The organism is Streptomyces sp. MNU76 (assembly GCF_020982545.1).
Taxonomy (GTDB): domain Bacteria; phylum Actinomycetota; class Actinomycetes; order Streptomycetales; family Streptomycetaceae; genus Streptomyces.
Window position 1 is genome coordinate 176,611 of sequence record NZ_JAJKLK010000010.1, and the last position, 25,382, is coordinate 201,992.

At 69.6% G+C, this 25,382-nt stretch carries 20 protein-coding genes and 3 pseudogenes; 5 read left to right on the forward strand and 18 right to left on the reverse strand.

Annotated features, from left to right (window positions below):
• Positions 1–22: 22 nt before the first annotated feature.
• From E4N62_RS24675 to E4N62_RS24690, 4 genes and pseudogenes are all read right to left on the reverse strand, one after another.
• Positions 23–2,337, reverse strand: a pseudogene (locus tag E4N62_RS24675) (tetratricopeptide repeat protein).
• A 62-nt stretch (positions 2,338–2,399) separates the two neighbouring features.
• Positions 2,400–2,693, reverse strand: a pseudogene (locus E4N62_RS24680) (DUF2236 domain-containing protein); the annotation flags it as partial.
• A gap of 619 nt (positions 2,694–3,312) precedes the next feature.
• Complete coding sequence (locus E4N62_RS24685; RefSeq protein ID WP_230217802.1) at positions 3,313–4,419, reverse strand: ricin-type beta-trefoil lectin domain protein; 1,107 nt, start codon at positions 4,417–4,419, stop codon at positions 3,313–3,315.
• Positions 4,420–5,126: 707 nt separating this feature from the next.
• The gene (locus tag E4N62_RS24690) at positions 5,127–5,420 is read right to left on the reverse strand and encodes a hypothetical protein (RefSeq protein ID WP_230217804.1); all 294 of its coding nucleotides are present in this window, start codon (positions 5,418–5,420) and stop codon (positions 5,127–5,129) included.
• Here E4N62_RS24690 and E4N62_RS49615 point away from each other — a divergent pair.
• Positions 5,392–5,817 (forward strand): ThiF family adenylyltransferase, encoded by a 426-nt coding sequence (locus tag E4N62_RS49615; RefSeq protein WP_374117055.1) that lies wholly within the window; start codon positions 5,392–5,394, stop codon positions 5,815–5,817. The genes E4N62_RS24690 and E4N62_RS49615 overlap by 29 nt on opposite strands.
• On the opposite strand, the gene E4N62_RS24695 is transcribed toward E4N62_RS49615, so the two are convergent.
• The gene (locus E4N62_RS24695) at positions 5,710–6,150 is read right to left on the reverse strand and encodes a hypothetical protein (RefSeq protein WP_230217806.1); all 441 of its coding nucleotides are present in this window, start codon (positions 6,148–6,150) and stop codon (positions 5,710–5,712) included. The genes E4N62_RS49615 and E4N62_RS24695 overlap by 108 nt on opposite strands.
• A 1,042-nt stretch (positions 6,151–7,192) precedes the next feature.
• On the opposite strand from E4N62_RS24695, the pseudogene E4N62_RS49620 reads away from it, so the two are divergent.
• A pseudogene (locus E4N62_RS49620) lies at positions 7,193–7,657 on the forward strand (TniQ family protein); the annotation flags it as partial.
• 33 nt (positions 7,658–7,690) lie between these two features.
• Here E4N62_RS49620 and E4N62_RS24700 read toward each other — a convergent pair.
• Positions 7,691–8,008, reverse strand: coding sequence for a hypothetical protein (locus E4N62_RS24700; protein WP_230217808.1), 318 nt, complete (start codon positions 8,006–8,008; stop codon positions 7,691–7,693).
• Between the two features lie 239 nt (positions 8,009–8,247).
• On the opposite strand from E4N62_RS24700, the gene E4N62_RS24705 reads away from it, so the two are divergent.
• Positions 8,248–9,525: an IS701 family transposase gene (locus tag E4N62_RS24705; RefSeq protein WP_230213368.1), complete on the forward strand. Its 1,278-nt coding sequence runs from the start codon at positions 8,248–8,250 to the stop codon at positions 9,523–9,525.
• Positions 9,526–9,641: 116 nt separating this feature from the next.
• Here the strand turns inward: E4N62_RS24705 and E4N62_RS24710 are convergent, their stop codons facing one another.
• Both E4N62_RS24710 and E4N62_RS24715 read right to left on the reverse strand, forming a co-directional pair.
• Positions 9,642–10,169: a transposase gene (locus E4N62_RS24710; RefSeq protein WP_230217809.1), complete on the reverse strand. Its 528-nt coding sequence runs from the start codon at positions 10,167–10,169 to the stop codon at positions 9,642–9,644.
• Positions 10,170–10,310: 141 nt separating this feature from the next.
• Complete coding sequence (locus E4N62_RS24715) at positions 10,311–10,781, reverse strand: helix-turn-helix domain-containing protein (protein WP_230211441.1); 471 nt, start codon at positions 10,779–10,781, stop codon at positions 10,311–10,313.
• Positions 10,782–10,965: 184 nt separating this feature from the next.
• Between E4N62_RS24715 and E4N62_RS24720 the strand changes: the two genes are divergently transcribed.
• Positions 10,966–11,805 carry a hypothetical protein gene (locus tag E4N62_RS24720; protein ID WP_230217811.1) on the forward strand — a complete coding sequence of 280 codons (840 nt, stop codon included), beginning with the start codon at positions 10,966–10,968 and terminating at the stop codon, positions 11,803–11,805.
• Between the two features lie 661 nt (positions 11,806–12,466).
• Here the strand turns inward: E4N62_RS24720 and E4N62_RS24725 are convergent.
• The 3 genes from E4N62_RS24725 to E4N62_RS24735 form a co-directional block, all read right to left on the reverse strand.
• A protein-coding gene (locus E4N62_RS24725; RefSeq protein WP_230213881.1) for an IS3 family transposase occupies positions 12,467–13,719 on the reverse strand; the annotation gives its coding sequence in 2 pieces (ribosomal slippage) (positions 12,467–13,437 and positions 13,437–13,719; 1,254 coding nt in all).
• Between the two features lie 201 nt (positions 13,720–13,920).
• Positions 13,921–15,099, reverse strand: coding sequence for an acyl-CoA dehydrogenase family protein (locus E4N62_RS24730; RefSeq protein ID WP_230217813.1), 1,179 nt, complete (start codon positions 15,097–15,099; stop codon positions 13,921–13,923).
• 115 nt (positions 15,100–15,214) lie between these two features.
• Complete coding sequence (locus E4N62_RS24735; RefSeq protein ID WP_230217815.1) at positions 15,215–15,589, reverse strand: ferredoxin; 375 nt, start codon at positions 15,587–15,589, stop codon at positions 15,215–15,217.
• A gap of 173 nt (positions 15,590–15,762) precedes the next feature.
• Here E4N62_RS24735 and E4N62_RS24740 point away from each other — a divergent pair, with 173 nt between their 5' ends.
• Positions 15,763–16,125: a DUF6479 family protein gene (locus E4N62_RS24740; RefSeq protein WP_215452203.1), complete on the forward strand. Its 363-nt coding sequence runs from the start codon at positions 15,763–15,765 to the stop codon at positions 16,123–16,125.
• A 113-nt stretch (positions 16,126–16,238) separates the two neighbouring features.
• Here the strand turns inward: E4N62_RS24740 and E4N62_RS24745 are convergent, their stop codons facing one another.
• The 7 genes from E4N62_RS24745 to E4N62_RS24775 form a co-directional block, all read right to left on the reverse strand.
• Complete coding sequence (locus tag E4N62_RS24745; protein WP_230217817.1) at positions 16,239–17,438, reverse strand: 4-hydroxybenzoate 3-monooxygenase; 1,200 nt, start codon at positions 17,436–17,438, stop codon at positions 16,239–16,241.
• A gap of 125 nt (positions 17,439–17,563) precedes the next feature.
• On the reverse strand, positions 17,564–18,772 hold the full coding sequence (locus tag E4N62_RS24750; RefSeq protein WP_230217820.1) for a type III PLP-dependent enzyme: 1,209 nt from the start codon (positions 18,770–18,772) through the stop codon (positions 17,564–17,566).
• Positions 18,773–18,822: 50 nt separating this feature from the next.
• Complete coding sequence (locus tag E4N62_RS24755; protein WP_230217823.1) at positions 18,823–20,610, reverse strand: IucA/IucC family siderophore biosynthesis protein; 1,788 nt, start codon at positions 20,608–20,610, stop codon at positions 18,823–18,825.
• The gene (locus E4N62_RS24760; RefSeq protein ID WP_230217825.1) at positions 20,611–21,804 is read right to left on the reverse strand and encodes an MFS transporter; all 1,194 of its coding nucleotides are present in this window, start codon (positions 21,802–21,804) and stop codon (positions 20,611–20,613) included.
• Complete coding sequence (locus E4N62_RS24765) at positions 21,801–23,567, reverse strand: IucA/IucC family protein (RefSeq protein WP_230217858.1); 1,767 nt, start codon at positions 23,565–23,567, stop codon at positions 21,801–21,803. The genes E4N62_RS24760 and E4N62_RS24765 overlap by 4 nt, the downstream gene beginning before the upstream one ends.
• Before the next feature lie 59 nt (positions 23,568–23,626).
• Positions 23,627–24,826 (reverse strand): acetyl-CoA carboxylase biotin carboxylase subunit family protein, encoded by a 1,200-nt coding sequence (locus E4N62_RS24770; RefSeq protein WP_230217827.1) that lies wholly within the window; start codon positions 24,824–24,826, stop codon positions 23,627–23,629.
• Positions 24,827–24,918: 92 nt separating this feature from the next.
• On the reverse strand, positions 24,919–25,236 hold the full coding sequence (locus E4N62_RS24775; RefSeq protein ID WP_268269810.1) for an ABC transporter substrate-binding protein: 318 nt from the start codon (positions 25,234–25,236) through the stop codon (positions 24,919–24,921).
• Positions 25,237–25,382: the final 146 nt, after the last annotated feature.

Consider the following 25,382-nt stretch of genomic DNA (forward strand, 5'->3'; position numbering starts at 1 on the left):
CCAGGGGAACGGGTCAGGCGGATCAACGGCGTGCGGCGGGGACCAGCCCGGTGGGCGGGCTCAGCCGTGGGCGGGGCCGCCGTCGGCGTAATTCCGCGACGCGTCGGTACAGCTCGACCGCCTCCTGGCCGCGACCGAGCTGCTCCAGGCAGTGCGCCTCGTCGTTGCGGCTGGCGAGGGCGTCGGGATGGTCGGGGCCGAGGACGCGCTCGCGGGCGTCGGCGACCCGACGGTACTCGGTGAGGGCGTCGCCCCAGCGGCCGAGCCAGCCGAGGCCGACGGCGACCTCGCGGCGGCTGACGAGGGTGTCGGGGTGGTCCGGTCCGAGGACGCGCTCGCGCAGGGCGCACACGTCACGGGACTCGGCGAGGGCCTCCTCCCAGCGGCCGAGCCGACCGAGGTTGACGCCGAGGCCGTGGCGGGCGCGGAGCGTCTCGGTGTGGGCGGGGCCATGGACGCGGGTGCGGTCGTCGACGAGGGCACGGTAGAGGCCGAGCGCGTCGGCGCTGCGGCCGAGCCTGCCGAGACTGATGCCGACCTCGTGGCGGGCGGCCAGCGTGTCGGGGTGGTCGGGGCCGAGGGCCTGGGCCCGGGAGTCGGCGACCTCCTGGTAGGTCCGCAGTGCCTCGGGCCAGCGGCCCAACTGGCCGAGGGCGTAGGCGACCTCGTACCGGGTGACGAGGGTGTCGGGGTGGTTGGCGCCGAGCACCCGGGCGCGGACGGCGGCCACGTCGTCCGCCATGCGGTACGAGTCCTCCAGACGGCCGAGCCTGCTGAGGTTGAAGGCCAGGTTGTGGCGGCAGCGCAGGGTGTCCGGGTGGTCGGGGCCGACCAGGCGCTCGCGGACGGCGAGGACCGAGGTGTAGGCCTGGTGAGCTTCCAGGTGACGGCCCAACTGGCCCAGCACGTAGGCCATTTCCTGCCGGGCGGCGATGGTCTCGGGGTGCTCGGGGCCGAGGACGTGCTCGCGGGCTCGGGCCACGTGGGCGAACTCGCGCAGCGCGTCGGCGGGGCGTCCGGTGCGGCTGAGGGTGAAGCCGACCTCGTAGCGGCTGGAGAGCGTGTCGGGGTGGTCGGGGCCGAGGGCGTGCTCGCGTTCGGCGGCGACCGCGCGGTGCACCTCACCGGCCTCCGTCCAGCGGCCGAGGCGGCCGAGGCTCAGGCCCGCGTTGTGCCGGCCGGCCAGGGTGGTGATCAACTCCGGTGGTGGGGCGGGACGTTCCTCCTGTGCGGGTGTTCGACGCGCCCTGGCGGGCGTGGGCGATCCAGTCCCCGGTGAGCCCTGCGGAGGGGTCCGGCGGGGCAGGCCCGGTCCGGCTCCGGCGGCTTGTGGCCGGTGGTCATGCCCCGGGTCCAGGAGGGCAGCCGGGGTTCGCGCCGACGGTCGGCCGGGCGGTTCCGGGGCCACCCCACCGGGAACGGCTTCGGGAGAGACCGGGGCGGGGCGACGAACGGGACGCGGGCGCGGGCCGGTGGCGGGGTCGTCGCCGCACGCCCCTCGTCTACCCTGCGGCCCAGTTCACGGGCGTCGTGGGGGCGTTGGTCCGGCTCCTTGGCGAGCAGGTCGAGGATGATCCGGTCGAGGTACTCGGGCACCTCGTCGCGGTGGCTGCGCGGGGGTGTCGGCGCGGTGTCGCGGTGGCCCATGAGCACCGCCCAGGCGTCGTCGAGGTCGAACGGCGGCACACCGGTGACGATCTCGTAGAGCACGCAGCCGAACGAGTAGAGGTCACTGCGCCGGTCGACCTGAGCACCGATGATCTGCTCGGGCGACATGTAGTGCGGGGTGCCCATCGCGATGCCGGTGCCGGTGAGGCGGGAGGTGAAGGTGACATCACGGCCCAGGCGCGCTATGCCGAAGTCGCAGATCTTCACGGTGCCGTCGGTGAGCAGCATGATGTTGGCGGGTTTCAGGTCGCGGTGCACGATGCCCTGGAGGTGGGTGTAGGCGAGGGCGGAGGCCACCTGGTCGGCGATCTCGACGACCGCGGGGACGGCCAGCGGATGGTGCCTGTTGTCCTCCAGGAGCTGGCTGAGGTTGCGGCCCTCCAGCAACTCCATGACGAGGAACAGCACTCCGTCGGACTCGCCGAAGTCGTGGACGACGGTCACGCCCCGGTGCTGGAGGGCCGCTGCGACGCGTGCCTCGCGCCGGAAGCGTTCCCGCAGGATCTGGGTGAAGGACTGGTCGGGCTGGGCGTCGAGGGGTTTGAGGCACTTGACCGCGACCTGCCGCCCCAGTGACTCGTCCCTCGCCCGCCAGACCTCGCCCATTCCCCCGCGCCCGATCAGATCGAGCAGCCGGTACCGGCCCTGGATCAGCCTGGTGTCCCCCATCGCCGACGATCGCCCCGTATCCGAACGGACCCGCCCTCCCCTGGCCGGTCCAGTATGGCGGCCTATCTGCCCACTTTGTACGGTGCGGGGCGCGAGCCGGGGCCGAGCCGTGACATGGCGCGCAGGATGTGCTTGGGCGGGAGTTGCCAGCGCAGACATGCGGGAACACAGCGCAGGAAGGTTCCGGTGAGCCGCAGGCGACGGGTGACCACGGCGGGTGCGGGGCCGGGTCGGCCGTACAACTCGTGGGCGTACGGCGGCAGGGAGGCGTACGCCAGGTTCGCCACGCGCCGCCACAGTGCCTCACGTGCCGGTACGAGCAACGGGTGGGTGGGCGGCCGCCGCAGGAAGTCGTTGGGATCGGTCCTGACCTGCGCTGATGCCAACTGGGTTCTGCGACTGGAAGACGGAATCAGACAGACACCTGGCCTTCCGGTACACCGCAGGTCAGGGAGCGTTCCGTCGAGAGCACGAGGCCGGCTTCCCACAGCGGGCGGAGATCCCGCGCGCCTTCGGCGGCGATCAGACCCCGTAGCTCCGCGCACGAGAGTCCCGGTCAGGTACGGCCCGTCAGGATCATGATCATCGCGTATACGGGGCGTCCTGGGCAATCACAGCGCGTGCAGAAATGAAGCCTGGCACTGCCGATTGGGTCTGCAAATCACCGCCCCTCTCAATGACGCGAGCACAATCCGACGGTCTCCCTCCCGCCGCCCGGCGAGCGGGAGTTGGCGACAGTGACGACTGCGCTTGCCCGGGACCTCTCACCGGGGAACGAGTTCATCGTGAACGGCCCGCCACGGGCCGTGGAGGCGTTTGAGCCCCACGACTCCCCTGCAGCGGAGCTGAGAACCGCGAGCGGCCCGCCGTACCGGTGTTCCTGGTGCGGCGGGCCGTTCCTTGTTCGAATGACCGAACCTGGGTCGGCCTCACTCGAGGAGAACCCGGAAGGGGTTCAGACCCCGGGAGCGGGGGTCATCCGGCGGCGAGGGTGGTCCACTTCTGGTTGGAGCCGCCGTGGCAGTCCCACAGCACGAGCTGTGTGCCGTTGGTCGAGGAGGCGCCCGGAACGTCGAGGCAGCGGCCGGAGGAGGGGTTGCGGTAGCCGCCGTTGTATGGCTGCCAGACCTGGTTGGCGCCGCCGTGGCAGGCCCAGAGCTGCACCTTGGTGCCGTTGGCGGTGGCCCCGCCGACGGTGTCGAGGCACTTGCCCAGGGAGCGCAGTGTGCCGTCGGTGTAGGCGGACCAGTACTGGTTGGCACTGTCCCCGCAGCTCCACGTCTGGACGGCGGTCCCGTCGGCGGTGCCGGCGCCGTTGACGTCCATGCACTTGCCGGCGATGCCGGACTGCACGCGTGCGGGGGCGGGGGCGGGGTTCCTCAGCCACCCGGCGCTGTCCGCGGCCTGGACGCCGCGGTGGAAGGCGTCGGCCATCTTCTGGTAGCCCGCGTCGTTGGGATGCAGGGCGTCGACCAGGTCGGCCGTGGTCAGGCCGCTCATGTCGACGTAGGCGACGCGCTTACCCGCGGACTGTGCGTCCCTGACGATCTGCGGGATCGCCTGGTTGTACGCGCCCCGGTACTGCTCCTCCGAGCCGCTGGTGGACACGACCAGGGAGGCCACGAGGACGGTCGCGTCGGGGGCGGCGGCGGTGATCTGGTCGACCAGCGACCGCAGCCGGGCGGTGGCGGTGGAGACCTGGTAGCTCTCGTTGAGGTCGTTGGTGCCGATGTGCAGCGTCACGACGTTGGGCCGGTAGCGGGTCAGTGAGGCGTCGGTGAGTGCGGCAATCTGGTGGATCTTGTAGCCGGAGTGGCCTTCGTTGTCGGGGTCGGACATCGGGCCGCTCCGTCCCGTGCCCACGAAGTCCAGCGGATGTCCGTCCGCCGCAAGCCTGTTCCACAACGGCGCGCGGTAGCCGTTGCCGGTGCTGCTGCCCACGCCCCAGGTGATCGAGTCACCCAACGGCATGACCCGCAAAGGGGTGGTGGGCGCGGCGGAGGCAGGGGTCACACCCGCCGCCGTCACCCCGAGCACGGCGGCGACAAGCGTCACCAGGGGGAGAATCCAGGACTTTCTCATACAGACGTCCTTTTCTGCGAGTGATGGTGGATCAGTGGGTAGGGCGATAGCCGTTGGTGCCGGCCACTCGGCACCTGTTTGCTACCGATCTGGGCCGGACAACTCCGCCCTCGCTGAGCGTCCCGGCGGCTCACACCGCGAGGATCTGCCAGCCCTGGTTGGAGCCGCCGGTGGAGGGCCACTGGGTGACCTTGGCACCGTCCGCGGGGGGGGGAGGCGTCCTTGACGTCGGCGCACCAGCCGTTGCGGACATTGACGAACTGGTAGAGCCGTTGGTCGAAGGCACCAGCATCCACGACTGGTTGTCGCCGCTGTCGTCGGTTCACTGATTGAGTCCGTCGCCCTGGCCGGAACCGCCCGGCTCGCTGGTTCGCTCCACGGCCACTGGATGACCGCGCCGCCGTCGGCGGTCGAGGCGCCATTGACGTCCATCACCTTGCCGCTCTCGCGGGTTCACCAGCAGGACGGTCCCAGCGTGCGCGTTGAAGGGACGGTCGTGGACCCCGAAGTTGCGGATCGAGGCCCGGACGCCGGAGGGCAGCCCGCTGGCCGTCACCCGTGAGCAGCGTGCCTGAGCGCGGAGGCGAAACGGCTGCGGCAACCGTCATGGCGGCCACGCCGGGCAGCACGCCGCGACGACTGATCGGTGGGACAACGTTCCACTCCTGACTCTTCCCAGAACAGCACGGACGGTGTGAGCCTCTGGTTCAGAGCAACGTGTGGAGGGCGTCGTGGTGGTGGACCGCATACCAATGCATACGCGGGTACACCGGATGCATGAGGGGCTTTAGCCTCGCCGCTTCGATTGCTGACGGGTTCTGTCGGTCCGGACGGGGGGCAGGCGAGGGTCCCGTCTGCTGGCCCGCGAGTTCCTTGCCGCCCGTGACGATGAGGACTACGTCCCCGGCGAGAGGGGCCATCGCGCGCCGTCCTCGACGTTCGTCCGCGCCGCGGTCGTCCGCGCCGCCCGAGATGAGCAGCTGTCCTACCTCGCCGTCCACTGCCACTTCGGTCTCGGGCAGGTCCAGTTCTCCCAGTCACGAACGCGGATACGCGCCCCTGCGGCAGATCAGCGGACAGGCCGTCGGCGGCCTTGTCCTCACCCCTCACGCCGCCGCAGGCGACCTCTGGCTTCCCGACGGCAGCAGGACCCGTCTGAGCGAAACCGTCATCTCCGCCGGGAACCTCATTCGGCTACGACCGGCTCCTGCCGCAACGGCTGTCTCCGCCCCCGTGTGGGACCGGCAGGCACGGCTTCTGGGCGACCGCGGGCAAGAAACACTGGCCCGGCTACGCGTCGCCCTCGTCGGCCTCGGCGGTGTCGGCAGTGTCGTCGTCGAAGGACTTGCCCGGCTCGGCGTCGGGGAACTCGTCCTCATGGACAGCGAACCCGTTTGACGCGACCAACCTCCCGCGGCTGCTGGGAGCCGAGCATGCGACTGGATCTTCCTGGCCGCCGACAGCCATTCGGCCCGGTACCGGGTCGACGCCGTCGTCCACGAGTTCCTCATCCCCACCACTCGAGTCGGCGTGAAGATCCCCGTCTCCCCGGACGGTGGCATCGGGCAGATCCACACCGCCACTCGTTTGACCACTCCCGGGGTCGGCCGCATGTGGTGCAACGACCTCATCGACCCGACCGAACTCGCCATCGAGATGCGCCCCGAGGCCGAACGCGAGCAAGCCCGGTACGTCCCCGGCGTAGAGCGACGACGATCTCGGATCCGTCATCCACCGCCCTCGAACCTGCGAACAGCATCTCCAAGATCCCCGCCAGATCGCCCGCTGCCGCTGCTGTACGTCCACGGGCAACCTCGGACGCGGCGCCGGCGGAGAACTCGCGGCCCGGAAGGCCGCACCCACTCGCCCTTGAAGCGGGGCGACCTCGCGGCGGGGTCCGAGTCCACGGCGATTTCCGGTCCTCGTAGCAAGGTGCTCACTGTCATTTCACGATGTGGCGGCCATGGACATCCCGTTGGTCACCGATGCCAACCATCCTCGGTATGCGACGACTAGCGTCGGTGATCACACCCAGTGTGACCAGGATCGATAGTTGACACTAGGCCAGGTTCGCAACCTGCGCTGATGCCAACTAGCTTCAGCAACCGGAGGCCCAAAATCAGAGAGATAGTTGGCACTTTGGTACACCGCAGGTCACAAGGGGTTTCAGGGCGTTCTCACCGAATCACCTGGCCGTTGGTGTGCCGCACCCGCTCGCTGTGAATGTACCTGTCCAACAGAGTTCGATCTCTGGGAAGACGTCCACAACCTGCTGTGAAGGCGGCCACCGATGGGCCCTGAGTGGGCGTTAGAAGTCGATTCACGCCGACCGCTTTAATGTACTTTGCCCGGTTTTATTACCAACGCGCATGGCCTGAAGTACCTGGAAGATCTCTACCGGTAGGGATCTTCCACCCCATTGTTAAACCAGACGGAATTCGAGCGGCATGTGCGAACTAAACGGGCGGCCCGATCGACACCTCGGAGCGCGTGAGCGAAAGCCGCAGATTTCAAAGGTCACATATCCCTACCAAGCATCCCTAAACTCCCTACGAGTTTCGATGTTCGACCAGTCGGGTCACTGCGGCAAGAGCATGCTGTGCGGCATGAAGACGAAGCGAGTGGAACTCGCCTTGCTCCTTGCGGGCGTGGCTGTCGGACACGCCGCGCTTCTGGGCAAGGGACCGTGGTGGACCGACGGTGCGTGCTTCCGCACCGCGAAGAGGTGTAACGCAGCCTTCGATGGCACCAGCGCGGCCGCGGAGTCAGCCCGATGACCTATCCGGCTCGGAGGGTGCTCCCGCGGAGTCTCGCCCCGCTCCCCGAGGAATCGCTGCCCGGGTACGTGCTCCGGCTCGCATACCGGCTGAACCGCTCGCCCTGGCGCATCGGTGAGCTGTGCGGGTTGGGTACCACTCAGACAGCCATTGCCCACCGCAATTTGCGCGACGTTCCTGCTGCCGTCTCGGCACAGTTCTCAATTGCGGCTGGATTACAGCCGGAGGAGGTCGCCTCGTTGACCATGCAACGTTTCACTTCCACGTACCCCCTACTCCAGCGGGTACAGACGGATACCGCATTCGCGGGGCGTAGCGCATTGGTGAACTGGGCAGTGAACCCTTCCAGCAGATTCTGCCCCGAGTGTCTTCGTGGCGACGGCAGTCCAGTCCAGGCTGCGTTCGGCGGCGCGTGGAAGGTCCGCTGGCACCTCCCGATGTCCTTCGCATGCCCGCAGCACCACCGCCTCCTACACGCCATGTGCCCGTCCTGCTCAAACCTTGTCAACACGAACGGCCCAGGGGCAGTGAGGTTGATCAAGCAGCCGCGTGTGACGGGCCTCCACCCACTTCAGTGCCGCCACATTCCGGCCGACCAAGTCGCCAAGCGCGCCTTCAGGACCGCCACAGCATGTGGTGCACGTCTCGATGAGGTTCTCGATCACGACGGGAGGTTGAACAGCAAGGATCTCGGTCAGCTGCTCGGTCTGCAACAGCTCTTGGATCAAAAGCTGGCAGCAAATGAGCAACCCGCTGAACTCCCTCACCCTGCCGATAAGTCGTTCTTCCCAGACCTGGTCATGGCCACTCATCTCATCAGACTCAGCTGGCCGGTCGGAAAAGCACTATTGCCGTCCCAAGCTCTGGCGGCGCTGGTCGACATGCACTGCACTGCCATCGCGTCGCCCACACCCGCACGGCGCGGTGCATCGCCCACCAACAGATACATCGAGACCCGATACGCCCCTACCGACCCCGCCCAATGCGGGGCGCTCCTAGTAGGGCTCCGTTACGTCTGTCTGTCGGTCCTGTTTGGGGGAACGCTGAAGGTGTGGACGCACATGAAGTGAACCGTGCTCGGGCGACGTTGGCGTTATTCGTCGCTGACGTGTTCGCGTCGGTGCCGCGCAAGGATCAGCGGGCGAAGGGCGACTGCTACCTGCGGGGACTGATGCTGGACGGACGGCGGAAGTCGATCCAGCCGATGGCGGAACGGCTGCCGGACGGCAACGAGCAGAACCTGCAGCAGTTCGTGAACCAGTCGACGTGGGATCCGGTGCCGGTGCGGCGGCGGATCGCCCAGCGGATGGTGCCGAGAATCGGCCCGGAGGCGTGGGCGGTCGATGACGTGTCGTTCCCCAAGGACGGGAAGATGTCGGTGGCGGTCGCGCGCCAGTACTGCGGGGCGCTGGGCAAGCGGGCCAACTGCCAGGTCGCGGTGAGTGTGCACGCGGTCTCCGACACCGCGTCCTGTCCGCTGCAGTGGCGGATGTTCGTGCCCGAGGAGTGGGCGGACGATGCGGTGCGGCGGCAGAAGACCGGGATACCGCAGGAGGTCGGGCACCGGGAGAAGTGGCGTCTGGCCCTGGACATCCTCGATGAGCTGGCCGGGTGGGGTCTGGTGCCGCCGGTGGTGGTGGCCGACGCCGGCTACGGGCAGAACGCCGACTTCCGCGACGGTCTGAGCGAGCGGGGCATCGGCTATGTCGTGGCGGTCCGTTCGGACGTGACGGTCCACCCGCACGACGTGCGGCCCACCGCCCCGGCCTGGTCCGGGAACGGTCGCAGGCCGCAGCCCCGCTACCGGGACAAGCCGTCCTCGGTGGCAGCGCTGGCTCAGGAGCACGGACGGCAGGCGTTCACCGAGGTGACCTGGCGTGAAGGCTCCCGCGGGCCGATGCACTCACGCTTTCTGGCGCTGCGGGTGCGGCCGGCCGGGGTGAGGGCCCGCCGTCTGGCCCAAGCCGCCGCCACTGCCGAGCACGGCCACTGGGACGGTGTCCTGCCCGAGGTGACGCTGCTGGTCGAATGGCCCCAGGACGCCGAAGCACCCACCGACTACTGGCTGTCCAACCTGCCCGCCGACACACCGATCACCGAACTGGTCCGCCTGTCCAAGATCCGCTGGCGCATCGAGCACGATTACCGGGAACTCAAGCACGGCCTCGGCCTGGACCACTTCGAGGGCCGCTCCTGGAACGGCTGGCACCACCACGTCACCCTGGTCACCGCCGCCCACGCCTTCCTCACCGAACAGCGCCTGTCCCCAAAAGCCGATACAGCGGACTCACCCTCTACCAGATCCTCGACGCCATCCAGGACCTGCTGAACTGCTGGACCGGCACCTGCACCACCTGCCACCGCCCGCTGCCCAGAACATCCACCACCAGCCAGAACCCAAGAGCCAGAGCAACCTAACGGAGCCCTACTAGTAGACTGTCGCGGCTAGTTTTTGGGATAGAGGTGGCGCAGTTTGATGCGTGCGTCGTGGGTGGTGAACTGCCAGTTCACCTGACGCTGGTCGGTGTTGGTGGCGTTCTGCCAGGCTGAGAGTTCGGTGTTGAGGGTGTCGAGGTCGCTGATCCGGCGGTCGAGGCATTGCCGGGTCAGTGCGGAGAGTTCGATCTCGGCGATGTTGAGCCATGACCCGTGCTTGGGCGTGTGGTGGATCTCGAGGCGTTGGGCCAGGGCGAATGCCTCTTCGGGTTCGAACGCCTCGTACAACGAGGCGATGTTGTGGGTGTTGAGGTTGTCCATCACCAGCACCACGGTCTCGGCGTCGGGGTAGTCCACGCTCAGTAACTGTTTGACCTGGCCGGCCCAGTCGATCCGGGTCCGCCGGGACAGTGCCTGAACGCGACGCCACCCGCGCAGGGGTTCGACCCACACGAAGATCGAGGACGTGCCGCAGCGGATGTACTCGCTGTCCTGGCGGGCGTCGTGACCAGGGCGGGCCGGGTGGGTCGCGGGCATCGCCGAGGAGCTGGTAGGGCTTCTCGTCCATGCACACCACCGGACGTGCCGGGTCGTAGGGCCGGGCATAGACGGCCAGCACGTCTTCCATCCGGGCCGCGAACTCCGCGTTCGCCCGGGGTGGGATGGTCCAGCACTTTCTCAGGTGAGGGCGCAGTTCCGTTTTTTTAAGACCCGCCCGATGGTGGAGTGGTCCAGATCGGGGATGTCCTCGGCCAGCGCGACATGTTTCTCCAGCAGCCGCAGCGACCACCGGGTATGGCCCTGGGGTGGCTGTGAGCACGCCATCGCGATCAGCCGGGCTTCGACCTCGCCGGTCACCGGCGAGGGCACCGGTGGGAGGTCGCGCTTCTTCCGCGCGATCGTGGCGTGCACATCGCCACCGGTCTCGGCGAAACGCTTGGCGACCAGCCGTAACGTCTCACCGGAGACGCCGAGCCGGGCCGCGATCACCGCCTTGGGATCCACGTCTCCCACCGAGGTGTCCAGTGCTAGCAGTACACGCGCACGCATGATCATCGAGGCCCCACGAACACCCGTGGTGGTCACCCGGACCAACTCCTCACGATCCTGCGGTGTCAACCTGACCGGCCGCTTCTTCTGTGAACCCATGACGACAGTCCTGTCCGGCAAAAGGGAAGGAGGAACCCACCAGACACCAGCCTCCCAACCAGACACGCCACAACTAAGCAGCGACGCACTACTAGTAGCGGCCCGCAATCTACTGGGCGATAGAAGCCTCGCACCCCTCTACGAGCGCGTCCAGCCCCTGGCACGTGAGGCCTACCGACGGCGCATGAAATATGTCAGCAAACTGCTAAGCGATACCGACATCTCCATCGCGCTTGCCCGTGCCGCAGCCGAGCGCGTATACGGCCACTCAAGAAGGGCGAATCCTCGCCTAGCGCCGAACAGTCATCGATACCTCATCCAAGATATTCCTGCATTCTTACCCCACGTCGTCTTTGACAGGTATTTCGCTCCCCTCGTCGGGCGGCTACCCGACATCACTCGCGAGTTTCAACGCTACTTGCGCCGGGCCGCATCGCTAAGGCTCGCGGAGCTCATCACGAGGAAGCCCTGGCGCCAGTGCGCAGTTCTCTTGGATATTCCTGAGGGAAGTGCCCGGAAAGCACTCAACGTCTTAGGGCGCGAGTTGTCCGGTGCCAACCTGTGGCCGATATTCGAAGACGCGGTGGATAACATCGCCCAGGAGTGGGATCACCGCGAGAGCCGCGTCAACTACGCCAGACGCCGACAACTGATGGCTCAGTGGCGTCTGCCCGGAGCCCACCACGCTGCGATGTGTGAGGACCTCCGCAAATTGCGGACGCTGCGTACCCAAAGAGACCCCTCTCCACTCGGGATCCTGATCTGGAGTGCCGTCACGCAGGCCGAGTACCGCCACAGCCCGATCCTCCGAGACCTGCGCCGCTCCGAGGGCGGAGGAAGAAGCCTGGCTGTGGTCATCCACCGGCTTATCAGTTCACCGTCGCCAGGGACCGCAAGCGAGACGCTCCTCCAACGAATCGACAAGTACGCCAGCCAACTGGCCACCGCCTGCGACCGAGGTCATGTGCTGCGCGTCCCGGTGAGGGACGTACTGCACCCTGACAACACGGGCTGCGCCAGATAGCGGGCACCGTTGAGACGACGCGCCCACTGCCTCGCCCAAGTCGCCCGTGAACTCGGCCGAGACGACAACCTGATCGGCTATGCCTGCCGGCGCCGTGCACGGAGCGGCTGGCGGCGAGAACTGGAGGACTGGTTGCCGCTGGCCAGTCGGCCTTGAGGACCAAGGCAGACACGGGCCCTGGGCCAGTTTTCGTCTAGAGCGAGAGCAGCCTTCATGCCGTGACGGTGCCCGGCACAGCACGCCATATCAGCCAATCCTGGCAAGCAAGAGGGAAACAGGAACATATTCACTCGTACGTGTAACTCTCGAAGAGCTAACCGAAAGAGGGGGCTAAGGCGCCGTACCGTCATCGCGCTCATGACACACCGATCGTGAGGCAGCGGCGGTCAGGGGACTAACGGATGAACTCGGCTGTTTTTGAACGGAGTTGGTCCATCGGCTCGCCGGGGTCCACCGGTCCCTCGTGGTCGGATGCATGTGACTTAGAAGACCTCGCAGTGCTGGACACCGGGTTCACGTACCACACGCAGGCCTTGGACCTCGACGAGAAGTGGCCCGTGCGTTGGACGACGACGTGGAAGTTCGGCCGCACTCTGGTAACCAAGCCGGTGCGCGACCTGGACAAGGTAGACATTGAACCGCCCCGGGTTCGGTGGAGATCTCAGTTGGTGGCTGTGAGCTGGGTTTTCGTGGTTGCTCGGTAGTAGTTGGCTTCGTATTCGACGGGCGGAATGTGCCCTATCTCACCGTGGAGCCGGCGGTGGTTGTACCAGTCGACCCACTCGGCGGTGGCGAGCTCGACGTGCGAGAGCGTCTTCCACGGCCGCTGCGGTTTGATGACCTCGGTCTTGAACAGACCGATCGTCGACTCCATGAGCGCGTTGTCGTACGCGTCGCCGACCGAGCCGATTGAGGCCGCGATGCGGGCCGCGTCGAGGTGTTCGGCGAGGCGAAATGAGGTGTATTGCGACCCGGCGTCGGAGTGGTGGACCAACTCGCCAGGGGCCGGCGGACGGCCGTCGCGGTCGCGCTGCCACAGCCCCATGTCCAGGGCGTCCAGGACGAGTTGGGTCTCCTTCGACAACGACGCGGACCAGCCGACAATGCGACGCGAGAAGGTGTCCACGACGAACGCGACATAGACGACGCCCGCCCAGGCCGCGACGTGTGTGAAGTCGGCGACCCAGGTGCGGTTCGGAGCCGGGGCGACGAACTCGCGGTCGAGCAGGTCCGGGGCCCGGGCGGCGGCCGGATCCGGCATGGTGGTGATGACCTTCTTGCCGCGGACGGCGCCGGCGATGCCGAGCTCGCGCATGAGGCGCTCGATCGTGCAGCGGGCCACCTCGTGGCCCTGGCGGTTGAGCTGTCGCCAGACCTTCCTGGCGCCGTAGACCCGGTAGTTGGACTGGTAGACCTCCTGGATCAGCTCCTTGAGTTCCTCGTCTCGCACCGCTCGCGGAGAGGGGCTTTCGAGGCGTTTCTTGCAGGCGTAGTAGGTGGAGGGGGCGATCTTGCAGCTGTGCTGGGTCAGTACGCGGCAGATCGGCTCGACGCCGCCGAAGCGGTCCCGGTGCTCGTCGATGAACGTTACGAGCGAGGAAGTGGCCGGTCGAGCTCGGCCGCGAAGAAACTCGCCGCGGCCTTCAAGATCTCGTTCGCGCGCTTGAGTTCGGCGATCTCCTTCTTCATCGCCTTGATCTGCGCGGACTCCTCGCTCGTCGTCCCCGGCAGGGTCCCGGAATCGATCTGGTCCTGGCGGACCCACTTGCGCAACGTCTCGCGCGAGCCGATGCCGAGCTTCGCCATCACCGCGTTGATCGCGGCGGACTCGGTCGGGTAGTCACCGCGGACCTCGGCGACCATGCGCACCGCGCGCTTGCGCAGCTCAGGGGGATAGGAGGAGGGACGTGCCATGACTCTGATCCTTACACGGAATCGAGTCTCCATTCGAACCGGGGCGGTTCACCACTTCAGCACGATAAACAGTCCACCGAAAGCAGCAGGTCAGAGTCAGTAGGCAAACACGGAGAGACTCGGCGCCGATCAGACCGAGCCGCCATCGTCAGTGCCAACTATCCCTCTTTTGTGCCAACTATAAATCCTCGTCACACCAGGCTAGCGCCGCACCCTGGGCATGCCGAGGCCGATCCACGAGATGATCTCGCGCTGGATCTCGTTGTTGCCGCCGCCGAAGGTGAAGATGACGGCCGAGCGGTAGCCGCGTTCGAGTTCGCCGTGGAGGACCGCGCCCGCGGAGCCCTCCTTGAGCGCTCCGGCGGCGGCGACGATCTCCATGAGCCAGGCGTAGGCGTCGCGGCGGGCCTCGGAGCCGTAGACCTTGACGGCGGAGGCGTCCTGCGGGGTGAGGGTGCCTTCCTGCAGGGCGCTGACCATGCGCCAGTTCAGGAGTTTGAGGGCGTCGAGCCTGGTGTGGGTCTGGGCGAGGCGGCGGCGCACCCAGGGCAGGTCGATGACGCGGCGGCCGTCGGCGAGCTTGGTCTCCATGGCCCAGCGCTGGACGTTGTGCAGGGAGCGGATGGCCATGGTGCCGTGGGCGGCGAGGGTGACGCGTTCGTGGTTGAGCTGGTTGGTGATCAGCCGCCAGCCCTTGTTCTCCTCGCCGACGCGGCGGGAGACGGGGACCCGGATGTTCTCGTAGTAGCTCGCGGTGGTGTCGTGGGAGGCGAGGGTGTTGATGAGGGTGCAGGAGTAGCCGGGCTCCGTCGTCGGGACGAGGAGCATGGTGATGCCCTTGTGGGGCGGGGCGTCGGGGTCGGTGCGGGTCGCCAGCCAGACCCAGTCGGCCGTGTCGCCGTTCGTCGTCCAGATCTTCTGCCCATTGACCACGTAGTGGTCGCCGTCCCGGACCGCGCGGGTCTTCAGCGAGGCCAGGTCCGTGCCGGCGTCGGGTTCGCTGTAGCCGATGGCGAAGTCCAGCTCGCCGGAGAGGATCCGCGGCAGGAAGTACGCCTTCTGCTCCTCGCTGCCGAACTGCATGATCGTCGGGCCGACCGTGTTGAGCGCCATCAGGGGCAGCGGGACGCCCGCCTGCGCGGCCTCGTCGAAGAAGATGAACTGTTCGATGGCGGTCAGGCCGCGTCCGCCGTACTCCTTCGGCCAGCCCACGCCGAGCCAGCCGTCGCCGCCGAGCCGGCGGATGGTCTCGCGGTAGAACCGCTTCTGCGCCGCCGGGTCGGCATGGCGTGTGTAGGCGCCGTCCGGGACCAACTCGGCGAAGTAGGTGCGCAGTTCGGTGCGCAGCCGCTGCTGCTCGGGTGTGTATTCGAGGTGCACGGCGCCTCCAGGCTCCCCAAGGCCGACCTGACGGCGCACACGCTAGAACGTGTTCCAGTAATTGGGAACAGGCGGGGCGGCCCCGTTCACAGCGCGCGGGACCCGGCCGGGCGGCTCAGCGGAGGATGGCGAGGAAGTCCGTGCAGGCCTGTGCGCACTCGCGGCAGGACTTGGCGCCGTCCTCGGCGCCGGGGGTGTCGTCGAAGACACGGGCGCACTCCAGGGCGACGGTCCGGCACCATTCGACCTGGAGGCGGATGGCGGCCTCGTCGAGGCTGGTCTGCTCGGAGAGCATTCTGCAGGTGGCGTCGCACACCTCCGCGCACATGATGCCCTTGCGTCGCATCTTCTCCTGACCCTCGGGGCCGTCCGGATCGGCGAGGCTCGCCCGCAGCGCGCACGCACGCGCGCATTCGGTGCAGGCCTGGGCGCACGCGAAGCGGTCCTCGAGGAACCGGACGAGTTCCTGGCGGGATGTCGTCGTGGTCACCCCGGGCGGGTAGCCGGAGCCGCCCCCACCAAACACGGGGCGCGACGTCCGCCCCGCACCCGGGTTCACAGGATTCCGTTTCCCCCGGCCCGGGGCGGGGCACCCGTCCGCTCCCGGTCCGCTCGCGCGAAACAGGGCCGGTTCGCTCTACACATTGGGGGTATTCATCCCTTATGAACATGGAATGGACTGATATAGCCGCAGAACGCAGCGTACTGGGCGGTATCGCACCGTTCCTGGCGGGCGTCGTGGTGGTGGCCATGCTGATCGGCGCACTCTGGCTGGGCGCGCGGGTACGCGCCCGTGAGCCGCGTCGGCCGCGCCCCGACGAGCAGCCCCGGATCCCCGAGGGGGGCCCTGTCCACGAGGAGCGGCTGCTCCGCGAACCGGACGAGATCCCCCAGAGCGACCGTCGGCTGACACCGTACGAGGTGCACGGCAACCAGGGGACCCGGCCGAGCCCGGAGAAGAAGCGGCCACGCTGGAGCAAGAACAGCAGCGGCGGTTTCGGCAGCGGCGGCCTCGGCGCCCACTGACACCACCGGGACACCATCGGCACATCACCGGCTTTTCTGGGCGCTCCCCCTGCGCGCGGCAGGGGGAGCGCCCACGGCTGTGCCGTCACGGAGCCGGCCGTGCGGTCGCGCAGCTACGACGACCCGAGGTCGGTGTCGAGCGGGATCCCCGTGTAGTTCTCGGCGAGTTCGGCCGCCGCGTGCCGTGAGGTGGCGACGCGCTCGAGCTGGGAGAGCTGGAGCCGGGTCTCGAACGGGGACTGTCCCGGGTCGGCGTGGAGCGTCGTGGTCATGAAGTACGAGAAGTGCTCGGCCCGCCAGACCCGGCGCAGGCAGGTGTCGGAGTAGGCGTCGAGCAGCTCGGTCGAGCCGGTCTCCTTGAGCCGGGCGAAGGCGCGGGCCAGCACGATGACGTCCGTGGCGGCCAGATTGAGGCCCTTGGCGCCGGTGGGCGGCACGATGTGGGCCGCGTCCCCGGCCAGGAAGAGCCGACCGTGGCGCATCGGCTCGGTGACGTGGCTGCGCATCGGCAGGACCGCCTTGGACGTGATGGGCCCCCGCTTGAGCCGCCAGCCGGGCTGGGCGGTGAGCGCGAAGCGGGCGTCCAGCTCGTCCCAGATGCGTTCGTCGGACCACTCGGCCGGGTCGGTTCCGTTCGGGACCTGGAGGTAGAGACGGCTCACGGACGGGGACCGCATGCTCGCCAGCGCGAACCCGCGCTCGGAGTGGGCGTAGATCAGCTCGTCGTAGACGGGCGGGGCGTCGGCGAGGATGCCCAGCCAGGAGTAGGGGTACGTCCGCTCGTACGACGTCCGCACCCCTTCGGGCACCGCGTCCCGGGCCACCCCGTGGAAGCCGTCGCACCCGACCACGTAGTCGCAGGTCAGCGTCTGCTCGCGACCCTCGTGGGTGTACCGGACCACGGGCCGGTCGGTGTCGGCGCCCTCCACCGCGTGCACCTCCGCCTCGAACAGCAGGGGTCCGCCGTCGGCGAGCTGGAGGGCGATGAGGTCCTTGACCACCTCGGTCTGGGCGTAGACCCAGACCCGGCGGCCGCCGGTCAGCTCGGGGAAGTCGACGCGGTGGGCGCGGCCGTCGAAGCGCAGCTCGATGCCGTCGTGCGGGATGCCCTCGGCGTCCAGCCGCGCGCCCGCCCCGGCGGAGCGCAGGACGTCGACGGTGGCCTGCTCCAGGATCCCGGCGCGCTGACGCTGCTCGACATAGGTGCGGTCCTTGCGTTCCAGGACCACACTGTCGATTCCCGCGTTGTGCAGCAGACGGGCCAGCAGCAGCCCCGCGGGGCCGCCGCCGATGATGCCGACGGTGGTGTGCATTGAGTACTCCTCGTCGTTGAGGACGAGCCGCGTCCCGTCCTCCGGGCCCCGACCTTGTTCGCCTAGTGAAATTCACTTCACTTATCGAGGATGAGTCTGCGCCCGACCCGCCTGCCTGTCAACGGTCACACTCCACCGGCGGTTCGGTCGAGAAAGTGGAATCCGGGGCGCGGATGCATCAGGAAGTCGTGGTGCGAGATGTTCCAGGCATACGCGCCCGCGAGGGCGAAGGCCACCCGGTCCCCCGCCCGCACCCCGGGGGCGTGGGCGTTCCGGGCGAGGAGGTCCTTCGGTGTGCAGAGCTGTCCGGCGAGGCTGACGCGCTCCCCCTCGGCTGCCGGGCGCGGCCAGGGGTACGGCCACTCCTCCACCGCCAGCACCGAGCACGGCTGGTCGTGTCCCTTGGTGGCCGGGGTGCGCAGATGGTGGGTGCCGCCCCGGACCACGGCGAACTCCTCGCCGTGGCTGCGCTTCACGTCCAGCACCTCGGTGGCGTACCAGCCGCAGTACGCGGTGAGCGCGCGGCCGGGTTCGATACGCAGTGTCAGTCCCGGGTGCGCGTCGGCGAGTTCGGTCAGGCCCTTGCCGTACGCCTGCCAGTCGAAGAGGATCTCAGGGCGGGTGTAGTCGACGGTCATGCCGCCGCCCACGTTGACCTCGGCGATCGGCACGCCCAGGCCGGTCGCCCACTCCACGATCGAGCGGGCGACGGAGAGCTGTTGGGGTGCGTCGAGTCCGCTCGCCAAGTGGGCGTGGACGCCACGCAGTTCGAGATGCGGATGGGTGCCGTCCGTGAGGAGGCGGAGCACGTCCGGTGCCCGCTCGGGGTCCAGGCCGAACGGGGTGGGCCGTCCGCCCATGGCGAGCGCGCTGCCCGCCAGCGAACCGTCCGCCACCGCGAGGTTGAAGCGGAGCAGCACCCCGACCCGCGTGTCCGGTGCCACCTGGCGTGCCAGCTCGGCGAGCACGCGCAGATCGTGCTCGCTCTCCACGTGGAAGCGTTCGACTCCCCGCTCCAGGGCGGCCCGGATCTCGGCGGCGGTCTTGCCGGGCCCGCCGAAGGCCAGCGGACGGCCCGGGACCGCCTCGGCGACATGGGCGAGTTCGCCGCCGGAGGAGACCTCGTAGCCGTCGACGTACGGGGCGAGCGCGGCCAGGATCGCCGACTCCGGGTTGGCCTTGGCCGCGTAGTACAGCTCGACCGGCTCGGGGAGGACGGCCCGTACGTGCGCCGCGTGCTCCCGCAGGGCAGTCAAGTCGTAGACGTAGGCGGGCAGTTCTGTGGGCGCGAGGGTCAGGATGCGGTCGCGGACGGCGGGCGTGGGGTGGGGCATCGACGGCTCCTGGCTCAGGACGCGCCGGTGGCTCGTCCGGGCTTCGTGGTTCACCGGGGGCTCCAGCGCAGGACGTCCTCGGCGAGCGGGGAGGGGAGACGGACGTAACCGGCCTCGCGGTCGGCCTTGCGTTCCCAGCGGGTGAGGAGGTTGGCCTTGGCGGGGAGCGGGACCCCCGCCAGGAGGGCGGCGAGGCGGGGCGGGCAGCCCTCCTCGTCGGCGTACTCCCGCAGCGTGTCCCGGACCGCGGCCCACAGATCGGCCTCGCTCTCGGGATGCAGATCGGCGAGCGCGGCGAGCAGTTCGGCGACGTGGTTGACGAGCAGGCAGTACACGACACGGTCCCAGCCGCGCCGGGCGTCGTACGACATCGGCCCCGCGACCTCCGGCGGGAGCGCGCCGAGGGTGTCGGCGTGGTGGTCGGGGACGAGCTTGGTGCCCTCCAGGTCGCGGAAGAGGACCTGGACGGGCAGCCCGTCGCCGTCGACGCAGATCAGCACGTTCTGGAGGTGGGGTTCCAGGACCAGGCCGTGGTCGAAGTAGGCGGAGAGCACGGGCGGGACGAGGAGGCGCAGATACGCCTGCCACCAGTGCAGCGCTGTCCGCGGACCGGCTCCGCCGAGGAGGCGGGAGACGTGCGCGGCACTGGTGGGGTACTCGTCGGCGACGGCGGCCGCGAGCAGCGGGGTCGTGCCGGGCAGCAGCCGCCGGGAGAGGCCCTCGCGGACGATGACGCCGAAGCCTTCGAGGAGGGCCCGGTCGGGGGTGCCGTCGGGGCCGGGGACGGCGAGGCTGCGGTAGGCGGGTTCGCGGAGCATCGCACTGCCGGGGAAGCGGGTCTCCAGGTCGGTGAGGGCGGGCGCCAGCACACGGGTGAGCGCGACGGCACCGGAGAGTTCGTAACTGGCGTTCTTGCGCAGGCAGTTGGTGATGCGGACGTTCAGGCTGAACTTCAGGAAGGTGTCGCCGTCGAAGAGGGTGCGGACGGAGGCGGTCGCCGCGTACTCCCGACCGCCGGGCCCCAGGTCGAGGATGTCGCCGCGGCCCAACGCCTCCCGCAGCAGCCGGTGTTCGCGGAGCATCGCGTACTGCCAGGGGTGGGCGGGCAGCAGTCGGTAGCCGTCGGGGACGTCGCCGCGTTCTCGGTCGAGCACGGCGGTGGCGTCCGCCTCGGCGGTCTCCTCGGCGATCAGATGGTCGCGGACGGCGAGGTGGCGCAACGGGAAGGCGGCGCCGGCCTCGGGGGCGTAGGACCGCCAGGCGTCCGCGTCGCCCGTGCGTGCCTTGGGGGTGGGGTGGAAGCGGTGGCCGAAGAGCAGGGACTGCTCGGAGGCGAGATAGTCCGGGAGCCCATGGGAGGAGGCAGGGTGCGGGCCCTGCGCCTCTGCCCCACGGGTCCCGGTGCGCTCGCCGGTCTCGCGGCCCGCGAGTGCGCTGGCGACGGTGCGGTGGCTGGAGTCGATCTGGTCCAGGAACTCGTCGTTGCGGACGCCGGTCCGCAGGGACAGTTCGTCATGGGCGTATTCGGCGAGGCGGCGCCAGGCGAGTGCGGTCCAGCCGGTGTCGGACTGCTCCTGGACGGGGCCGGTGAAACGGTGGGCGCCCAGCAGGGACCTACGGCGCAGGGCGACCCGGAGAAGCAGGCCGCGGCGGGGCAGGCGCAGCAGGAGGTGGCCGTCGATGACGGCGGTCTGGTGTTCCGGGCCGGAGACCTCGCGCAGCAGGCAGTTGAGGAGGGTGTGGGCCACGGCGTCGTCGGCGGTGGGGAGGGGTCGGACCACGGCCTCGTCGGCGGTGGGGAGCTGAGTGGTACCGAGCGAGTCGGTGAGCGGGGGCATCTAGTGGCTCCAGCGGGTACGCGGATGTGGGGGCAGGAGGGTCGCGAGGACGGTGAGGGCGGCCATGCCGCCGCCTATGAGCACCGGGGCGGCGGGCCCGAACCGGGCGCTGCCCACGGCGGCGGTCACTCCGGCGGCGACGGCGCCGGCCTTGGAGAAGAACTCCAGGGAGCCGAACATGCCGCCGGGGGCGCGGCCCCGGGCGCAGTCGGCGGCCAGGACCGACAGACCGACCATGCCGAGGGTGAGACCGGCGCCGAGGAGCAGCCGTACGGCGACGAGGGCCGGCAGGCTGTCGGCGACGCCGTGACCGGCCAGGCCGAGGGCGATCAGCGCGAAGCCGAGGGCGATGCCGTGCCGGGGGCGGGCATGGAGCACGCGGTGCACGGTCAGGGCCGTGAGCAGGTAGCAGAGGTGCGGCAGGGCGAAGAGCAGGCCGGAGAGGGCGGCGGAGGCGCCGGGAAGGCGTTCCTCGACGAGGGAGATGAGATAGGGGAAGGAGATCACCGTGGAGAACACGAAGGCGAACTCCAGGGCGTAGAGCCGGCGCAGTGCGGCCCTCGGGGCGGGGTCTGCGGCCTCCGGCTCGCGCTCCGCCGGCTCCTCGGCCTCGGCCGGTTCGGGCAGCGCGGCGAGCAGCAGGGCGGCGGCGAGCGGGAGCAGGGCGAGGAACGCGTACTGGCGGTGCGGGGCCAGCCACGGTGACAGCGCGCCGACGACGATCGGCGCGAAGACGAGTGCGGCCCGCGCGCTGCCCTGCATCAGGGTCAGCGCCCTCGACAGTCGCGGGCCGTCCAGGGCGGCGCCCAGATAGCCGTTGGAGGCGGCGAACGTGCCGCCCAGGATGCCCTGGAGCACCAGCGCGACCGTGAACATGGTGAGCGAGTCGGCCCAGCCCGCCAGCAGGAAGGAGACGGCGAGGCCCAGCTGGGCCCGCAGCAGCAGCCGTTTTCGCCCGAAGCGGTCGGCCAGCCGCCCCCACAGGGGTGCCGCGAGCGCGCTGAACACGGTGGGCACGACGTACAGCACACCCGCCCAGCGGGCCGCGCGGTCGCCCAGGCCCGGCAGTATCTCGGTGAAGTACGGCGGCAGCCCCAGCGCTGCGAACGACGCCACGAAGTAGCAGGCGGCCACGGCGTGCACCTGCCGGCGGCCGAACGCGGGGCGCGACACCGCGAGCGCCTCGGCTGTCATACCGGACTCCCGTGTCCCAGAAGGTAGTTGGGCCCGGTGGTGTAGTGCTTGTTGATGTCGGCGGCGCCCGACCGCTCCTTGCTGAGCAGCGTCCCGGCGGTGACCATCGCCTTCACCGGCAGCTCGGGGGCGTTCAGCACCCGCTCGCGCAGGACGGTCGCCGCGTCGCCGCCGAGGCGGTCGACGGCCTCGGTGAGGCGGTCCCGGACGAGGCGCAGCAGCTCGGGCAGCGGGGCGCGGCCGTGGCGGGCCAGGCCGAACGCGTAGGCGCCGGCGCACAGATGGACGGTGATGGTGGTGAAGAGGTCGGTCACGGCGCGGTCGTCAGTGGTGAAGGTACGGGCGTCGTCGAATCCCCAACTCGCTTGATCCGCACCGAGCTTGGCGCTCAGGCGGGCGAGGTTGACGCGGGGCCCGTCGTTGTCCTTCAGCAGCAGCCGCAGATCGCCGGGGCCGGGGCCGAAGACGAGGGAGACGTTCTGCTGGTGCGATTCCAGGGCGATGCCGTAGCCGAAGAGCGTGGTCTGCCAGTCGAACAGCAGGGTGAGCACGGCGTCGAGCAGTGCGGTCGGGTCACCGCCGTGGTAGCGGTCGGCGAGGTGGTCGAGGGCCAGTCGGCCGCCGGGGGCCTGGGCGAGCAGGGCGGCCATGGGCACGACGGCACAGTCGTCGAGGTCCGTCGGGTAACGGCGGCACAGGACGGCGAGGAGTTCGTGTCCGGCGTGCGCGTACACCGTCTCGTCGGCATGCAGCACCCGGCCCCGGAAGCGGGGCTCGCGGTCGGTCACCGCCGCGAGCAGCCGCTGTCCGGCGGCGCCGTCGACGAGGGTCCCGGGCTTGATGGACCGCTTGTTGCGCAGGCCCAACGTGGCGGTGGCCAGGGGGAGTTTGAGGTGCAGGGAGGGCGCGGCGGCGGGTGCGACCGTGCGCATCGACAGGGTGGGGACGACCGGTAGGTACGCCCGGTCGGCGAGTACGGCCCGGTCCGCGAGCCCCGCCTCGCGCAGTGCCGCGTCCAGGGGCGCGCCGACGGTCAGCGGGTGGACGGGCAGGGTGACATGGGTGTGGTCGAGGTCCGCGAACCCGAGCCCGGAGGGGGTGGGCCAGCCGTCCGGGAGGTCCCCGGTGACGGTGAGGGCCTCCTTGGGCAGGGCGAGCCATTGGAGCGCGAAGGTCGGGTGGAACTCGGGCGCGTAGTGGCGCAGTTGCTCCTCGTCGAGTCCGGCGCGGCCGCGTGCGGTCGGGTAGACCGGGTGGTCGAGGCGGGCCGCGAGCGTCTCGTACGCCAGACCGCCGCGCAGCCCCGTCCAGCCGGCGAGGTCGGCGCCGTAGAGGTCGGTGAGCCCCTCGGCGATCTCGTCCGCCGTCGCCTCGTGCAGCCGCATCGTGGCGAGGGTCTGGCGGCACTCCTCGGCGAAGGCGTCGAAGCCGTCGCGGTCGACGGGGTCGGCGAGGGTGCGCAGTGCGGCGAGGACGGTGTCGCAGGTGGGGAGGGGTGTGCCGTCCGACTCCCGGACGAGGAGGGGCAGTCGGGCGGTGTGGGTGTGCTGGAAGCCGTCCTCGATGACCGGGAGGAGGAGGGCGTCGTCGCCGTCGGCGGTGGGCAGGCGCAGCCATGCCCCGTCCAGGAGGTCGACGGGCGTGCTGCGGGTGCGCAGGCCGACCACGTCCTCGCGGAGCAGGGCTCCGAGCACCCGGGTGAGCAGTTCGGCTTCGGCGGCGTCCACGGCGGGCGCGGCCGTCCTGGCGGGCCCGGCCGTCATGCCGGTCGCGGCGGTCATGGCCGTCATGCCGGTAGCTGCGTTCATGGCAGTGAATGCGGTCACGGCTGGATCTCCCAGCGCTGGGCGGCGAGGAAGTCCGCCGCCACCCGGTCCACGGTGCGCTGACCGGTGCCGGTGGCGCGGAGGACGCCGAGGTAGTCGCGGTTGGTGCGGTAGAGCGCGTGGTGTTCGCCGGGTGCGCGCAGCGGGCGGTACGTCAGCCGCACCCCGTCGACGGTGACGTCGGTCGCGGCGGGAGCGGCGACGAGGGTGCCGGCCCGGTCGGCGCAGGGGTACTCCAGGCGCGCCGCGCCGTCGCTCCGGCCGCCGAGGTCGGCGGGGAGCGGTTCCCCGAGGTGGGTGCGGAGGATGTGCTCGAACAGGGGGATGTCGAGGAGCTGGGCGAGCAGCAGGTCGCACTGGTCGCCGATGGCACGGTAGTTGACCTCGATCACGCGGGCCCGGCCCTCGTGGACGACGAACTCGGTGTGACAGGCCCCGAACCCGACGCCCAGCGCGTCGAGTTGGGCGAGCACCTGCGCGACGACCGGTTCGGGGTGGGCCGGGACGAACGTGAGCCGCTCCTCGATGAAGTACGGCGGCGGGGACAGCTCGGTGTGGAAGCCGCCGAGCACGTGTCGGACGCGGCCGTCGCCGAGGGTCTCCAGGGTGTACAGCTCCCCGGGCAGGTACTCCTCGACGACCAGGGTGCCGCCCGGTCGGCGGGCCAGGATCTCCTTGCCTCGCGCCACGAGGTCCTCGGCGGTGTCGACGAGCACGACGTCCTCGCTGGCGACGCCCTCGCGGGGCTTGACGACGCACGGGTACGGGGCGTCGGCGACGAGGGGGCCGGTGAGGTCGGCAGGGGCGGTGATCTCGGCGGACCACACGGTGTCCACACCGGCCACGGCGAGGTGGCGCCGCATCTCGCCCTTGTCCTTGGTGCGCAGCGCGGCCCGCCAGTCCTTGCCGGGGAGGTCGAAGTAGTGGGCGGCGAGGGCGGCCTGGGTCTGGAGGTGGTCGCTGTTGGTGAAGACCGCGCCGGGGCGGTGACCGGTGGAGATCCGGGAGATGACGGAGCGGTGGTCCCGTACGTCGCAGTCGAGGATCTCGATCCCTTGATGCTCCGGGTAGGCCGCGCGGTGCGCGTCGGGCTGGTCGGTGAGGAGGGTGACGTCCAGGCCCAGCCGTACGGCGGCGGGCAGGAAGCCCTCGGTGACGGAGTCGGTGGGGTTGAGAGCGAGCAGGTACAGGCGCATGGGGTGGTGCACGGCTTCCGCTAGCGGGTGGGGGTGGGGCAGGGCGGGGCGGGCCCGTCTCGTGGTGGGGCCCGCCCCAGGTACTGCAGGAGTTACTGCTTCGGCAGTTCGACGCCGGTTGCCTTCGCGATGTCGGCGAGCATCTCCTCGGCGGCCTGGACGCCGATGCCGGACATCCAGGTCTCGTCCGGGACCTCGAAGACCTTGCCGTCCTCGACAGCGGGCAGGTCCTTCCACACGGGGTTGGAGGTGACCTGCTTCTGCTGGGTCTTGTCCGGGGTGTCGGCGGTGGTGACGAAGACCAGGTCGGCGTCGGCCTGGTCGATCTCCTCCGGGCCGACGTCCTTCATGGTGACGCCCGGGTCGTCGGAGATCTGCGACTTCGGGCGCGGGAAGCCGACGTCGTTCAGGACGACACCGCTGTAGGAGTTGGAGGCGTAAGAGCCGGGTCGGTAAAGCGACGAAGCGGACCACGGGAGACGGTCGGCAGGGCGCCGTCCTTCTTCTTGATCTCACGCCTCGCCGAGCCTGCCTCTCGGCCCGCGTCTCGTACTCC